Genomic DNA, 14298 nt, shown 5'->3' with positions numbered 1-14298 from the left:
TGGGGTAAGATTGCGAACACCCCGTGAGGCGTCAGCCCAAGTTTCGCATGTATCCGACAAAACCAGGAGACATGCTGTGCCCGCGCCAAACTCGATCACCCCAAAGCAATTGTTAAGACTGATAGGTACGCCGCAATCCCCCATTCTGATCGACATCTGTATGGATGTGGATTTTGAGGCTGACCCGTATCTTATCCCCGGCTCAATACGCAATCCTGCGAAAGATATCGAAGGGCTGGTCAACCTGATCGGTGACCGACCTGCAGTCGTAATTTGCCAGAAAGGCAAGAAACTCAGCCAGGCCGTCGTTTCTTTGTTGCGGGGCGAAGGTGTTCAGGCCGAGTATCTGGAGGGCGGCATGTTTGCGTGGCGAGACATGCCGGACGCTCCGCGTGTGCCTGCGAAAGCGTTTTCGATACTGCAGTCCAAAGGATCCCTTTGGGTAACTCGACACCGACCAAAGATCGATCGCATCGCCTGCCCTTGGCTGATCCGGCGGTTTGTGGACCCAAATGCCCGGTTCCTGTTTGTTGCCCCGTCGGAAGTCGACGACACCGCTGCAATTTTTGACGCGATCCCTTTTGACATCGAAGGCGCTCATTGGAGCCACCGCCAAGACAAATGCACCTTTGACACTATGCTGGACGAATTCGCACTGCACACGCCCGCGCTGGATCGGCTTGCAACGATCGTTAGGGCCGCAGACACCAATCGCCATGACCTCGCACCAGAAGCCGCCGGGTTGCTTGCGGTCTCTGTCGGGTTGTCCCGGCAATACCGTGACGATCACGAAAACCTTGCTGCAGGAATGCACCTGTACGATGCGCTGTATCGCTGGGCGCGCGACGGGTTTGAAGAGCAACACGACTGGCCAATGGATCGCAAATCATGACCCCGACCCTATCGGAGCTGGTTCGTATCTTTGGACGCATCGGGCTTTTGTCCTTTGGGGGGCCTGCTGCGCAAATCTCACTGATGCATCAGGAATTAGTGGAAAAACGCCCGTGGCTGGACGAACAATCGTATCTGCGGGCGTTGTCCCTTTGCATGCTATTGCCCGGGCCCGAGGCGATGCAACTTGCCACATATGCCGGCTGGCGGCTGCGCGGTGTGACCGGAGGGTTGATCGCCGGAGGCCTATTCGTCATCCCTGGCGCGCTGATCATCGCCGTTTTGGTCGGGCTTTACGCAGCTTTTGGGGACCTGCCTCTGGTTCAGGCCGCTTTCCTTGGTGTGAAGGCCACGGTAATCATCATTGTCCTTCAGGCGCTTAGAAACCTGACGCGCAAAGCCCTGACCGATGTGGAACACCGGGCAATAGCAGGATTGGGCTTTGTTGCTATCTTTGCCTTTAACCTGCCTTTTCCCTTGATCATTCTGGCTGCGGCGCTTTGGGGGTATCTGAGTTTCAAGGGTGAGGCCAGCACCGCCCAAGCACCCCCTGCCCCCAGTGCGACGCGCCCACTGCACACCTGCGCCATCTGGCTGACCCTATGGCTTGGCCCTTTGGTTCTTCTGAGCGTGACCGGTCAGAAATTGTTGAGCGATCTCGGGTGGTTCTTCGCCCGTCTGGCCGTTGTTACGTTCGGCGGCGCCTATGCGGTTCTAGCGTATATGACCCAAACCGTCGTCGACAAGTATCAGTGGATCAGCACAGATCAGATGATTGATGCGCTGGGGCTTGCGGAAACAACGCCGGGTCCTTTGATACTGGTGACGCAATTTGTTGCGATGCTAACGGGGCAGATTTCGGGCGGCATCCCTTTGGCACTTGCCGCTGGCGCGGTGGCACTTTGGGCCACGTTTGTTCCGTGTTTCCTGTGGATCTTCCTTGCCGCGCCCTATCTTGACCAATTGGCCGCCCGCCCACGGCTTTCCGCAGCCTTGCACGGGATAACAGCAGCGGTCGTCGGCGTGATTCTCAACCTTTCCGTGTGGTTTGCTCTTAACGTTCTTTTCAGAACAATCCCGGAATTGGCATGGGGACCCCTAACCATCCCATGGCCCGAACTTGCGACACTGAACATAAAAGCGCTGCTTTTGACGTTCATGGCCGGGGTGTTGATATTCAAGCTAAAATTCGGCATGGGAATGACCTTGGCTCTGATGGCCGTGGCCGGAATCGGTTTTCATTTTCTTTGAACAATCCACCAACTCCCGGTCTTTCGTTTCCGAACGAATCCCCTATGCTTGTGGTAACCACTTTTGAGGATCACACATGTCGCAGGACATCGATTATGGAACCCTGATGCACACCGCGATGCGCGGCCTCATTCAGAAGGTTCTGACCAACGTTTCTGAAAATGGTCTGCCTGGGGCGCATCATTTCTTCATCACCTTCGATACCCGGCAGGACGGTGTTGAACTGGCCGATTGGCTGCGCGAACGCTACCCCGAAGAAATGACGGTCGTCATGCAGCACTGGTTCGAAAACCTCGAGGTCGGCGACAATGGTTTCGCGATCACCCTGAATTTCGGTGACGCGCCCGAACCGCTTTATATTCCGTATGATGCGATCAAAACTTTCGTGGACCCGTCGGTTGAATTCGGGCTGCGTTTCGAAAGTCCGGAAGACGAAGAAGAGGTCGCAACCCATATCGTTGAAGAATCGATTGAGGTTGAGGAAACTCCGGTCCAGCAAGACGCAGATGTCGTTTCACTGGACAGTTTCAGAAAGTAAGCTCAGACTTACAAACCCCGCCTCTCGCGGGGTTTACTGTTTTTTGAGGAACGTATCGACCGAGCGGGATTTAATCCCGTTACGGAACCGCGAAAAGGACAGGTTCAGCCCACCCTCGGCCAGCGTGCGATCGAACTGCTGCAATTCATAGCCACCGTTTTCATCAATGAACAACGAGAACACCGTCAGAGTCTCGCCCTCGATCCGGCCCCACACGAACGGTTCGCCTTGCATTGGGTCCAGGGGCACCTCGTGACCAAACACATTGCGTTTCATCGCCGCTGAATACACGTCGGACCTGTCAGATTGCTTGAAATCGATCGAGAAGGATTGATCTTTGACCCGGCCATCCGGCTTATAGGTCGTGGTCTTCCAGCTGACGTTAAATCCCTCTTTGGTTTGATGGATCGAAACGCTCATATCGCGTGGGGTTTCGGTACCGTCATCGTCAACCAAATTGGCTGAACCGACGTAATCCCCGATAAAGGGCGTGATGTCCCCGGCCTGGGCCTGAAGATTGGCAAAGACAAGCCAGAATACGGCACCCACCGCGAATGCGATAAGCCGCAGCGGATTAACCCCGTTAAATTGCAGCACCTGACCCTCCAGCGTTTTGATCTTGCTATTCTACCCCAGTCACAGGCGCACACAATGGTCCTAGCACCTGTGTATCAAAGAAAAATGCCCCACCCCAACGCCTATACCTTTGGTCGGCTTACGCTTATGGTGCGCGCAACTGGCCGATTGCGCGATGACGCCGTCACGGGTAAACGGCATACGACTGCATACTAGACGGAGTGACCGATGTCCCAGACCCGCACCGAATCCGACAGCTTTGGCCCGTTGGAAGTTCCCGCCGACAAATATTGGGGTGCACAGACTCAACGCTCGATCATGAATTTTCCGATCGGCTGGGAAAAGCAACCCGTCGCTATCGTACGGGCGCTGGGCGTTATAAAAAAGGCCTGCGCGATGGAGAACAAAGCCATCGGCAAGCTGGATGCCAAGATCGCCGACGCTGTTATCCAGGCCGCGGGTGAAGTGATTGAGGGTAAGTTTGACGACAACTTCCCGCTGGTCGTTTGGCAAACCGGTTCGGGCACTCAGTCGAACATGAACTCGAATGAGGTCATCGCAAACCGCGCGATTGAGATCATGGGTGGTGTGATCGGTTCAAAAGAACCGGTGCACCCCAACGACCACTGCAACATGGGGCAGTCGTCGAACGACACTTTCCCGACAGCAATGCATATTGCCACCGCCATGAGCGTGCGCGACGTATTGCTGCCCGGGCTTGAGAAATTTGCATCCGCGCTGGAAGCGAAAGCCAAAGAGTTTGCCGGTATCATCAAGATCGGCCGCACACACACTCAGGATGCGACCCCTTTGACCCTGGAACAGGAATTCGGCGGCTATGCGCACCAGATCCGCCAAGGGATCGCTCGCGTCGAGGCTGCAATGCCCGGCATCTATGAACTGGCGCAAGGCGGTACCGCTGTCGGCACCGGCCTGAACACGCATGATGGCTGGGATGAGGCCGTCGCCAAGAACATGGCTGACATCACTAACCTGCCCTTCGTAACGGCACCGAACAAGTTCGAAGCCCTCGCTGCACATGACGCCATGGTGTTCCTGTCAGGCGCGCTGGCGACCATTGCTGGCTCTTGCTACAAAATCGCGAATGACATCCGGTTCCTGGGCTCTGGCCCGCGGTCTGGTTTGGGTGAGCTGATCCTGCCTGAGAATGAGCCGGGTTCGTCAATCATGCCCGGCAAGGTGAACCCGACGCAGGCCGAAGCGCTGACTCAGGTGGCCGCGCATGTAATCGGGAACGATGCGGCGATGAAGTTTGCTGGCTCGCAGGGTCATTTCCAGTTGAACGTCTACAATCCGATGATGTCGTACAATCTGCTGCAATCCATTCAGCTGCTGGGTGATGCCACCGACAGCTTTACCGAGCGTATGCTGCTGGGTATCAAGGCCAATGAACCGCGCATCGACAAGCTGATGAAGGAATCGCTGATGCTGGTCACGGCGCTGGCCCCGACCATCGGTTACGACAACGCCACTACTGTCGCCAAAACGGCGCATAAGAACGGCACGACCCTCAAGGAAGAGGCCATTGCGCTGGGCTTTGTTGATGAGGAGACATTCGATGCGGTTGTCCGGCCCGAGCACATGATCGGCCCCAAATGATCGCGTGGCGCAAACCAACCTGCCTGTGCCTGCTTATTGCGGGCACAGCGACCTCAGCTCAGGCTGACCTGTTCGACCTGATCGACTCTCGGCTGGAATGGATGCAGGACGTTGCTGCGTTCAAACACGCCAATGACCGCCCGGTCGAAGACCTTGAGCGTGAGAAAGTCGTAATTGACAAAACCTTGGAACAAGCAGCGCTTGCGGGCGTTGACCCGGACAGCGCGCAGCATTTTTTCGAAGTGCAGATCGAAGCCGCGAAAGAGATTCAATCCTGTTGGATTGAACGGTGGACCGAAGACCATACCTCTGTTCCCGAAAACTATGCGGACCTGACAACCGAGGTACGCCCTGCACTGTTGGATCTGGGCGGGAAGATCCTTGAGACATTGTCCGATCAACCACCGGTCTCACCCTCGTCGCAGGCCGATTTTCTGGACACCGTGAGTGTCGAATGCCTTTCAGATGACAGCAGCGCGGAATTGTTCGATAGTCTGACCAAAGTGAGACTTGCGCAATGACGGAACCGGTCAATCTGAACAAATATCGAAAAGAAAAAGCGCGGACCGAAAACAAGGCCCGCGCTGATCAAAACGCCATTACTTTTGGGCGCAACAAGGCCGAAAAGGATCTGGCGAAAAAACAGCAGCACAAGCTGAACCAAGACCATGAAGGCCGTAAGTTGGACAAATGAGCGGACGCCCGGTCAAACGATCCCTGACGCTGAAAGGCCATCGGACATCCGTATCGCTGGAAGATGAATTCTGGCAGGCGTTCCGGACCATTGCCAAGGAAAAAAACCTACCGATCAACGCTCTGGCGGCCGAAATTGATATCGAGCGTGACCCGGACATCGGACTTGCATCGGCCATAAGGGTTTTCATTCTAAACTGGTATCAATCCAAGTAAATCAGTCTTGCTCTGACATCCTGAAACCGCTTACAGTAAGGGGGAACAAAAGGAGTACAGGCCGGTGGTTGATACAGTTCTAGGGCCAGACGGAAAACCACGCTGCGCGTGGTGTCAGGCCGCGCCCGAGTTCTTTTACTATCACGATCAGGAATGGGGGTATCCGGTTGGTGACGACCAACGCCTGTTCGAAAAGCTATGCCTCGAAAGCTTTCAGTCCGGTCTAAGCTGGCGCACCATCCTGTCTAAGCGCGAGAATTTTAGGAAAGCCTTCAAATCTTTTGATATCAACGCAGTAGCCGCGTTTGATGATGCAGATACACAGCGTTTGTTACAAGATGCAGGAATTGTGCGACATCGCGGAAAGATCGAGGCCGTGATTAACAACGCACGCCGTGCGCAAGAGTTAATCGCTGCCGAAGGGTCTCTGGCCGCATATGTGTGGCGATACGAGGCGGATACACCGCCTGCCCCGCAAACAGCTTCAACGTCGCCGGAATCTGTGGCGATGTCGAAAGACCTGAAAAAACGGGGCTGGAAGTTTGTCGGGCCGACGACAGTGTTTGCCTTCATGCAGGCAATGGGGCTGGTGAATGATCACGCCGAAGCCTGCGTCATGCGTGAAAAAGCGGCGCAGTTGCGCCGCGAATTCACCAAACCCCAATAGTGTTTAGATTGACGCGCGGAAAATCTTGTCGATGTTTCCGCCCAAGGCCGCGTTGAACTCGGCATCCGATTGCTTTTTTGACAATCCTTCGGTCAACGCGCGCGAGAAGGACGCGATCATCTTACCGTTCTGGCCCAGCAGATCGCAGGCCTGTTCCGTCGAATAACCACCCGACAGCGCAACCACGCGCAGAACACGCGGATGATCGGCCAATTCATCATAGAGGTTAGCTTGGTTAGGGATCGTCAGCTTGAGCATGATGTCCTGTCCGTCAGCCAACTGATCAAGGTTTTTCAGGATTTCAGCCTTCAGGATGTCTTCGGCTTCGGCTTTGGTGGCGGAGTTGATGTTCACCTCAGGCTCAACAATCGGAACCATTCCGGAAGCCACGACTTTACGCGCAACGTCGAACTGCTGTGCAACAACCGCCGCGATGCCTTCGGCGTTTGCCTCATGAATGACCGAGCGCTCCTTGGTCCCGAAAACACCATCGGCTTTGGCCAATGTTGCGGCCAGACCCGGGATGGGTTTCATCATCTGAACGCCATTCGCTTCGTCTTCCAAGCCTTTGTCAATCTTGAGGAAAGGTACAATGCCTTTCACTGACCACAAATAGTCGGCGACCTTCTGACCATCAATTTGCTCGCCCAGAGTGCGTTCGAACAGGATCGCGCCGATCACTTTGTCCTTGGTGAAATCATCCGCCAGAATAATCCGCGCACGCATTTTCTGGATTTCACCGAACATCTCTTCGTCCGAGCTGTATTCAGATGCGTCCACGCCATAAAGCGCCAGCGCCTTGGGGGTCGAGCCACCGCTTTGATCCAATGCTGCGATGAATCCTGCGCCGTCGGACATTTGTGTGCGCTGTTCTGCTGATGACATAAGACTTTCCCGTTCAATATGATTCCGCGATTTAAAACCGCATACAGCAAGGCGTGAAAGGATGGTAGTTTGTTAGCGCTCAACCAACCGCAACCAAATTCCGTCTTTCGATCGGACAGTCAAATGCGCGACAGGAACCGGCGTTTGTCCCGCGACCAACTCGAACCGGTAGTGTCGCAACAGCATGGATAACAGAAGCGGCCCCTCGATCATGGCGAACCCGGCACCGGGACATACACGGGACCCTGTCGAGAATGGAATGTACGCCTTGCGCTGACAGGTCTTTCCACTCTCAGTTCCCCACCGGGTCGGATCAAACTCGTCGGGACGTTTCCAGAGCCTTTCCTGCCGATGTAGATGCCACGGGCTGATCACGATTTGCGATCCTTCGGCGACAGCCCTGTTGCGGAAACGTTCGGGGCATTTCGCTTCACGAACCATCATCGGCACGGGCGGATAAAGCCGCAGCGCTTCGCGGAACACATCCCGGCTAAGCTTTAGCCGCGACATTACAGAAAAATCGGGCGTGTCGAGCGCCGCAGCTTCCTCGGCCAGACTGTCCTGCCATTCGGGATACATGGCCATCAGGTACAGCGTCCAGGCCAGAGCGGATGCGCTGGTTTCGTGCCCGGCAAGAAAAAAGATCGCCACCTGATCGACCATTTCCTGCGTGTCAAACCCACGCCCGGTTTCGGGATCACGCGTGGTCATGATCTTGGTTGCTAGATCATCCGGCGCGCCACCACGAGCGATCAGTTCAGCCCGATCCGCCGTAAGTCGCTGGATTAGCGCCCTGATATCCTTTGCATTCTTCTTGGTGCGTCTTGAATGCAGCCGCGGCAACCACTTTGGCAGAGGGACAAAGGCCGCAATGTTCAGAATGGGTTGTTCACGCTGATAGCTGCGAAACTTGTCAAAAACCTGAGCGGCAATTTCGTGTTCGATGGGCACCGAAAACAAGGTGCGAAAGATGACATCCGCCGCGATATGGCTGGTGACCTCTTCAAACTCAACGACACCGCCTGACTGCGGACGCAACCGGTCTACCGCTGCTTGACCAGCCGCATGCATCGCCGGAAAGGTATCTTTCAAACGACCGCCCTCGAACGCGGGATCAATGATCCTGCGCTGCCTCTTCCAGGTGTCCCCATTGGTCAGGAAGACAGAGTCCCCCAGCAACGGACGCAGCCCTTCACTTATGCGGTTTGATTTGGGAAAATCATCAGGGCGTTTTTTCAGAACTGTGTCGATCAATTCTGGCTGATTTACCAAATATGATCGAAAGAACGGCGTGCGAAATTCGGCCATCCAGGCGCGGTACAGCTTATGGGGTTGGGCTGACAGAATATCCTTGCGAAACAACCTCAGATACCGCCAAAGCGATACTTTATCGGGGCGCGAAGTTGGCTTGGGCGGCGTCATACCTTCACCGAGATGTATTTTGAGACCGGCTTATCCATCCGTGATTTCGACGGTGCCCGTCCCTCAAACCTCTGACCTAAGGTTTGAGGCCCGGCAGTGATGCGAAAATAGTCATACCGATCGGGCTTGTCGAAGGCGCAGAGATACTGGAAATGCAGGCGGAAGAATTTCCATCGCAAGTTCTTCCAGCGTTCGGGGGACAGGGTCTGTGTGAAGGCCGCAGACAGAACCAGCGGCCATTTCTTTTCGGCGGTTGCGACACCGCTGACGGAAACCGGATCGCACAGCGCAAAAGAACAGCCATCACCGGGGGCCGAGACGTCGACCCAGGTCAGGCCTTCCTGCGTGGACAAGAATTGCAAGTCCGCCCTCAAACCCTGCGCCTCGGGTAGAAATGATACCATGGGCACGACCTGCCCCAATGTCAGGAACGAAAACGCGGGGCTGTCGTCGCGCTGCCTGCTGTCTCGGATAACATCGGCCAGAACACTGACACCCAGATGGGCCCCTGAGCTATGCCCGACGACCAGCACCTCGTCTGCGTCTGAATTCAGCGCCTCTTGGATCAAAGCACCGAATGCACGCAGGCGATTGCGTAATTCAACTGGCGTCGCCCCTTTGAGTTTTGCGGAATAGGCATAATCATGCATCAGGTAATAAGCAAAAAGCTGGCCGTCTTGCTGGCGAAACCAGCGCATCAAACCGTAGGCGGCACCAACTGCAAGGATTACGCCCATCCAGCCGATAAACGGCGTCAAAACCCATGTCATGGCCCCGGCTAGCAAGATCGCCAACAGCAGTTGAGCCAGCAACATTCCTACCGGGTACAGTGCGGCAATCACCGGTCCTTTACGCAGCTGCATCAGGCGCCACAGCGTTCCGGAGGACATATAGATCCATGCGGTCTGCACCAATTGCAGATAGGTCGCCGGGATCGAATTGGACATGCTGTCACGCACCAGATCCGACCAGACCAAAACACTCACATCGGCCTGAACTTCATCATCATCCTGCCGGGAAGTAACGTGCCATCCATATGGTCCATCGTCTGACTTGGCGGACACCGAAATCTCATAACCGGATATCTCCGCCTGCAGCGAGCCTTCGGTACGATAAAGCTCACGATACCGCCGCGGCGGTATCGGGTCATAGCCGGGAATATAGAATACCCGGCGTTTACACACCCGAGGTTGATTATTCTGACTGCTCATGGCCTTACCTTCTGCAGCGCAGGTTAACGCAGGCTAAGCGTCAAGGTAAGTCAGATCAGCAGATCATCCGAAATTCGCCAGCGCCGGGAATGTCTCTAACAGCCACCAGCTGAATTCAGTGAACAGGCCAGTGATCAGCATGATGCCCACGAATAGCAACAAGCCCCCCATCACCTTTTCGATCGTACCCATGTAAGGCTTGATCCGATTCATCACCGACATCGACCGGTTCAGGAACATCGCAGCCAGCAGGAACGGAATACCCAGGCCCGCCGCATAGACGCCCAACAACAGGGTTCCCCGTGCGACCGAGGCCTCGGACGCGGCCAGCGACAAGATCGCGCCCAGCTGCGGCCCAATGCACGGTGTCCAGCCAAACGCAAAGGCCAGACCAAGGATATAAGCCCCAAACACTGATCCACCGGAATCACCAGTCTCAATCCGCGCTTCGCGGTCCAGAAACGGGATACGGAAGACGTTCAGAAAATGCAGGCCAAAGACGATGACCACTGCGCCAGAGATCTTTGCGAACAACACCTGGTTCTGCAGGACAAACACCCCGAAGGCAGAAGCGGTGAAACCCAGCAACAAAAACACCGTAGACAGACCCAGAACAAAGAACAGAGCGGCCAAGGTTGCCTTGCGGCGTGCTTTCGCCTCATCCTGCATTTCGTTGATCGTCACACCGCTCATATAAGCCAGGTACGGCGGAACGATGGGCAGAACGCAGGGCGACAGAAAGCTGATCAGCCCGCCCAGCATCGCGATGAACATGGCAGGCAGCAGGCCCGCGTCTATGATATCTATTCCGAACATGTCCAAGCACATATGGTATGAGGCGGCTAACGTCACGGGGCCAATCGGTCACATCCTCGTGGTTGCACGCTGGACACCCCGCCAAAGTGGAAATATCTGAACCTTATGTCAAATCCGTCAGAAACACTCGATGCGCTGGGTCTGTTGTGCCCTCTGCCCGTCCTGAAAGCGCGCAAGCGTTTAAAATCCATGCCTGCCGGGGCCGTTTTGCGCGTGCTGGCAGATGATCCTGCCGCCATAATTGATGTCCCGCATTTCTGCGTCGAGAGCGGGCACCAATTGCTGTCGCAGGAAGACGCGGACGGCCATCAGATCTATTTGATCCAGAAATCTCACTAAGATCGGCCAAAAAGAAAAAGGCGGGCACCTGGCCCGCCTTTCCTTGTTACTGACCTAGTGACCACCAGCCACGCCGTTTGGGTTTGGCGGGCTGCTCCGGCTCTTCGGCCACGACCTCCAGAACCGGCTCAGGGGCTTCTTCAACCATGATTTCTGCGGGCTCCTGCGGGTCTTCTGCGATCACCTCAGCCACAGGTTCGGGTTGTTCAGCCTCTGCAGGTTCAACCTGTTTTTCAACGGCGCTTTCCGCTTCGGGCGTGGGCAGTTCTGCCACCGCTTCGGCCTGTTCAACCTTTTCGGCGGTTTCGACAGGAGCTTCAACAGGTGCTTCTGTCACACCAGTTTCCTCGGCCGGCGCTTCAGGGCTTGCGGCCTGGGCATCCTTGCTCACAACAGCTTCAGCGGCGACTTCTTCCGTAGCTTCAACAGGTTCCGCGTCCTTCTTCTTGCGGCGCGGTGCACGGCGACGTTTGGGCTTGGCCGCTTTTTCTTCTTCGGCAGGCTCAGAGGCTTCACCCTCAGGTTTTGCGTCATCCGCCGCTTCGGTTTTGGTTTCATCCGATTCCTCGGACGCCGCTGCGTCACCCTCTTCCGCGTTCACCTCAGGAGTTTCGTCAGAACCATTGCTCTTTTTCCGACGGCGACGACGACGCTTGCGCTTGGGCTTGGCATCCTCTTCGGCCTGAACGGTGGCTTCCTCTTCGACCGGCTCTTCCTCGCTGGCGTCGACAAGATCCATCAGGGACGCATCCACGGAAACAACGGGCGCGCTGGCTTCGGGAACGATCCGGCTTGCCGTCTTGAATTTCTCCATCGAGAAATCCGGGCTGACCAGATGTACGTCGCCTTCAACACGTACAGACAGGCCATAACGGGCCTCAATCTGAGCGATATGCTCGCGCTTCTGGTTCATCAGGAAGTTGGCGATACTGACAGGGCAACGAACAAGCACCTCGCCTGAGCGGCGGCGTGTACCCTCTTCCTCGATCTGCCGCAGGATCGACAGCGCCATATTGTCGTCCGACCGGATCAGACCGGTTCCGTGGCAAGCCGGGCATGGCTGGGTGGTCGCCTCCAACATACCGGGACGCAGACGCTGGCGGCTCATCTCCATAAGGCCAAAGCCCGAGATACGGCCAACCTGAATACGCGCACGGTCGGTTTTCAGCCGCTCCTTCATACGCTTTTCGACGGCGAGGTTGTTCTTGCGCTCGTCCATGTCGATAAAGTCGATGACGATCAGACCGGCCAGGTCGCGCAGACGCAGCTGACGAGCCACCTCTTCTGCGGCCTCAAGGTTGGTCTTAAGCGCGGTTTCCTCGATCGAGCCCTCTTTGGTCGCCCGACCCGAGTTCACATCAATCGCGACCAGCGCTTCGGTCACGCCGATCACGATATACCCACCCGATTTCAGCTGAACAGTCGGGTTGAACATCCCCGCCAGATAGCTTTCGACCTGATAGCGTGCAAACAGCGGCAGCGCATCCTCGTACCGTTTCACGTTCTTCGCGTGCGACGGCATGATCATCTTCATGAAGTCCTTGGCGATGCGATAGCCGCCTTCACCCTCGACCAGAACCTCATCAATTTCGCGATTATAGAGATCGCGTATCGACCGTTTGATCAGATCGCCTTCTTCATAGATTTTCGCGGGCGCAATCGATTTCAGCGTCAGCTCGCGGATCTGCTCCCACATGCGTTGCAGGTATTCATAATCGCGCTTGATCTCAGATTTCGTCCGCTTAGCACCGGCTGTCCGGATAATCAGACCCGCACCGGTTGGAACGTCAATTTCCGCAGCAATTTCCTTGAGCTTTTTACGGTCCGGCGCATTGGTGATCTTGCGGCTGATCCCGCCACCACGAGCCGTGTTCGGCATCAGAACGCAATACCGACCTGCCAGTGACAAGTAGGTGGTCAGGGCAGCGCCCTTGTTGCCACGTTCTTCCTTGACGACCTGCACCAGCAAGACCTGACGGACCTTGATAACTTCTTGAATCTTATAGCGACGTGGCCGCGGCTTGCGAACGGGGCGAATGTCTTCGCTGTCATCCTCGTCGGCGACGGATTCAATCGAATCGTCCTTCGCGGTGGCATCGGCTCGCGCTTCTTCTTCAGATTTGCCCTCGTTTTCTTCGGTCGTGTCCTCCGAAGGTTCGGGTGCATCTTGTGCTTCTGCTTCGCTAACCGCGTCATCGGACTTGTCAGCGGCTTCCTCATCTTTGGCTTCCGTCGCCTCGATTGCAGGCGCATCAGAGCTATTCGCTGCCTCGCTACTGTCTTCCGACGACGCACCTTCTGCTGCACCATCAGCGTCGGTTTCAGACGCCGCCACATCATCACCAGGCTCTTCTACCGGTGTTTCAGCAACGCGATCTGCCGGGGATGTGCCCTCAAGGTCCGGGCCATCAGCGCCGTCTTCGCTTTCGTCCAGATCAATGGTTTCCATGCCGGTGGGTTCGTTCGATACTTCAATCGACTCAACCGCATCGTCAGACTTAACGTCCGCAGCCTTCGACCGCGACCGTGACCGGCGTTTCTTCGGCTTGGCCTCTTCGGCTTCGTCACGCGCTTTCATTGCCTCAGCATAGGCGCGTTCTTCTTCCATCAGCGCTTCGCGATCGGCCACGGGGATCTGATAGTAATCCGGATGGATTTCCGAAAACGCCAGGAACCCATGCCGGTTCCCGCCATAATCCACAAAGGCCGCCTGAAGTGACGGTTCGACCCGGGTTACTTTTGCAAGATAGATGTTGCCAGCAAGCTGGCGTTTGTTTTCGGATTCAAAATCGAATTCCTCGACCTTGTTTCCGTCAACCACCACGACGCGGGTTTCCTCCGCGTGGGTGGCATCGATAAGCATTTTCTTAGCCATGTGTCCTTGGTGCACCGCGCCAAACGCGTTGTCCTTACCCGTCCGGGGGGACAGGCGCTTTTGGGGTGGTGTCTTGTCAGGGCGATTTCGGACGGCGCGCGGCAGGGTCTGGCGCTGTGGCCCCCTGCCCGTATACTCAATCGTTGCGCGCGCGTCATCGCGGTTCTTCTCCGACAGGCGCAGATCTAACCGCCGCCTGCCCATTTATTCCTTTCGCCCGCTGATGCGGGCTCAGGCGTTCATCTGCCCCTATGGGGCATAATCGGTCTGCTTTGCCTTGCGGGATTGATCACCATCA

The 14298-nt window shown here is 56.1% G+C and carries 16 protein-coding genes; 10 read left to right on the top strand and 6 right to left on the bottom strand.

What is annotated here, in order from left to right; translation table 11 throughout:
- The first annotated feature begins 76 nt into the window (after window positions 1-76).
- From AC2FIS_RS02670 to AC2FIS_RS02660, 3 genes are all read left to right on the top strand, one after another.
- The gene (locus AC2FIS_RS02670) at window positions 77-892 is read left to right on the top strand and encodes a chromate resistance protein ChrB domain-containing protein (RefSeq protein ID WP_496771864.1); all 816 of its coding nucleotides are present in this window, start codon (window positions 77-79) and stop codon (window positions 890-892) included.
- The gene (gene chrA / locus AC2FIS_RS02665; RefSeq protein ID WP_496771863.1) at window positions 889-2142 is read left to right on the top strand and encodes a chromate efflux transporter; all 1254 of its coding nucleotides are present in this window, start codon (window positions 889-891) and stop codon (window positions 2140-2142) included. The genes AC2FIS_RS02670 and chrA overlap by 4 nt, the downstream gene beginning before the upstream one ends.
- Before the next feature lie 76 nt (window positions 2143-2218).
- Entirely contained in the window at window positions 2219-2680 is a 462-nt protein-coding gene (locus AC2FIS_RS02660) for an SspB family protein (protein WP_496771862.1), read from the top strand.
- Between the two features lie 33 nt (window positions 2681-2713).
- Here the strand turns inward: AC2FIS_RS02660 and AC2FIS_RS02655 are convergent, their stop codons facing one another.
- Window positions 2714-3277 (bottom strand): hypothetical protein, encoded by a 564-nt coding sequence (locus AC2FIS_RS02655; RefSeq protein WP_496771861.1) that lies wholly within the window; start codon window positions 3275-3277, stop codon window positions 2714-2716.
- Window positions 3278-3484: 207 nt separating this feature from the next.
- Here AC2FIS_RS02655 and fumC point away from each other — a divergent pair, with 207 nt between their 5' ends.
- The 5 genes from fumC (at window position 3485) to AC2FIS_RS02630 (ending at window position 6452) form a co-directional block, all read left to right on the top strand.
- Window positions 3485-4876: a class II fumarate hydratase gene (gene fumC / locus AC2FIS_RS02650; RefSeq protein ID WP_496720345.1), complete on the top strand. Its 1392-nt coding sequence runs from the start codon at window positions 3485-3487 to the stop codon at window positions 4874-4876.
- A complete protein-coding gene (aroQ, locus tag AC2FIS_RS02645; RefSeq protein WP_496771860.1) occupies window positions 4873-5397 on the top strand; it encodes a gamma subclass chorismate mutase AroQ in 525 nt (174 codons plus the stop codon). The genes fumC and aroQ overlap by 4 nt, the downstream gene beginning before the upstream one ends.
- Window positions 5394-5570, top strand: coding sequence for a DUF4169 family protein (locus AC2FIS_RS02640; protein ID WP_496720342.1), 177 nt, complete (start codon window positions 5394-5396; stop codon window positions 5568-5570). The genes aroQ and AC2FIS_RS02640 overlap by 4 nt, the downstream gene beginning before the upstream one ends.
- Entirely contained in the window at window positions 5567-5785 is a 219-nt protein-coding gene (locus tag AC2FIS_RS02635; RefSeq protein WP_496720340.1) for a ribbon-helix-helix domain-containing protein, read from the top strand. Before AC2FIS_RS02640 ends, AC2FIS_RS02635 begins: the two co-directional genes overlap by 4 nt.
- A gap of 64 nt (window positions 5786-5849) precedes the next feature.
- Window positions 5850-6452 (top strand): DNA-3-methyladenine glycosylase I, encoded by a 603-nt coding sequence (locus tag AC2FIS_RS02630; protein WP_496771859.1) that lies wholly within the window; start codon window positions 5850-5852, stop codon window positions 6450-6452.
- 3 nt (window positions 6453-6455) lie between these two features.
- On the opposite strand, the gene AC2FIS_RS02625 is transcribed toward AC2FIS_RS02630, so the two are convergent.
- From AC2FIS_RS02625 to AC2FIS_RS02610, 4 genes are all read right to left on the bottom strand, one after another.
- Entirely contained in the window at window positions 6456-7337 is an 882-nt protein-coding gene (locus tag AC2FIS_RS02625; protein WP_496771858.1) for a fructose bisphosphate aldolase, read from the bottom strand.
- Between the two features lie 72 nt (window positions 7338-7409).
- Window positions 7410-8759 carry a cytochrome P450 gene (locus AC2FIS_RS02620; protein ID WP_496771857.1) on the bottom strand — a complete coding sequence of 450 codons (1350 nt, stop codon included), beginning with the start codon at window positions 8757-8759 and terminating at the stop codon, window positions 7410-7412.
- Window positions 8756-9970, bottom strand: coding sequence for a hypothetical protein (locus tag AC2FIS_RS02615; RefSeq protein ID WP_496771856.1), 1215 nt, complete (start codon window positions 9968-9970; stop codon window positions 8756-8758). Before AC2FIS_RS02615 ends, AC2FIS_RS02620 begins: the two co-directional genes overlap by 4 nt.
- A gap of 63 nt (window positions 9971-10033) precedes the next feature.
- Window positions 10034-10786, bottom strand: coding sequence for a cytochrome c biogenesis CcdA family protein (locus tag AC2FIS_RS02610; protein ID WP_058271899.1), 753 nt, complete (start codon window positions 10784-10786; stop codon window positions 10034-10036).
- Window positions 10787-10891: 105 nt separating this feature from the next.
- On the opposite strand from AC2FIS_RS02610, the gene AC2FIS_RS02605 reads away from it, so the two are divergent.
- Window positions 10892-11125 (top strand): sulfurtransferase TusA family protein, encoded by a 234-nt coding sequence (locus AC2FIS_RS02605; RefSeq protein WP_113790691.1) that lies wholly within the window; start codon window positions 10892-10894, stop codon window positions 11123-11125.
- A gap of 46 nt (window positions 11126-11171) precedes the next feature.
- On the opposite strand, the gene AC2FIS_RS02600 is transcribed toward AC2FIS_RS02605, so the two are convergent.
- Window positions 11172-14000: an Rne/Rng family ribonuclease gene (locus tag AC2FIS_RS02600; RefSeq protein WP_496771855.1), complete on the bottom strand. Its 2829-nt coding sequence runs from the start codon at window positions 13998-14000 to the stop codon at window positions 11172-11174.
- On the opposite strand from AC2FIS_RS02600, the gene AC2FIS_RS02595 reads away from it, so the two are divergent.
- On the top strand, window positions 13968-14189 hold the full coding sequence (locus AC2FIS_RS02595; protein WP_186437365.1) for a hypothetical protein: 222 nt from the start codon (window positions 13968-13970) through the stop codon (window positions 14187-14189). The genes AC2FIS_RS02600 and AC2FIS_RS02595 overlap by 33 nt on opposite strands.
- The last annotated feature ends 109 nt before the right edge of the window (window positions 14190-14298 follow it).

It is taken from the genome of Ruegeria sp. CDSB113, assembly GCF_059611045.1.
The sequence above is the reverse complement of the archived record's forward strand: the minus strand, read 5'-3'. Positions and strand labels throughout refer to the sequence as shown.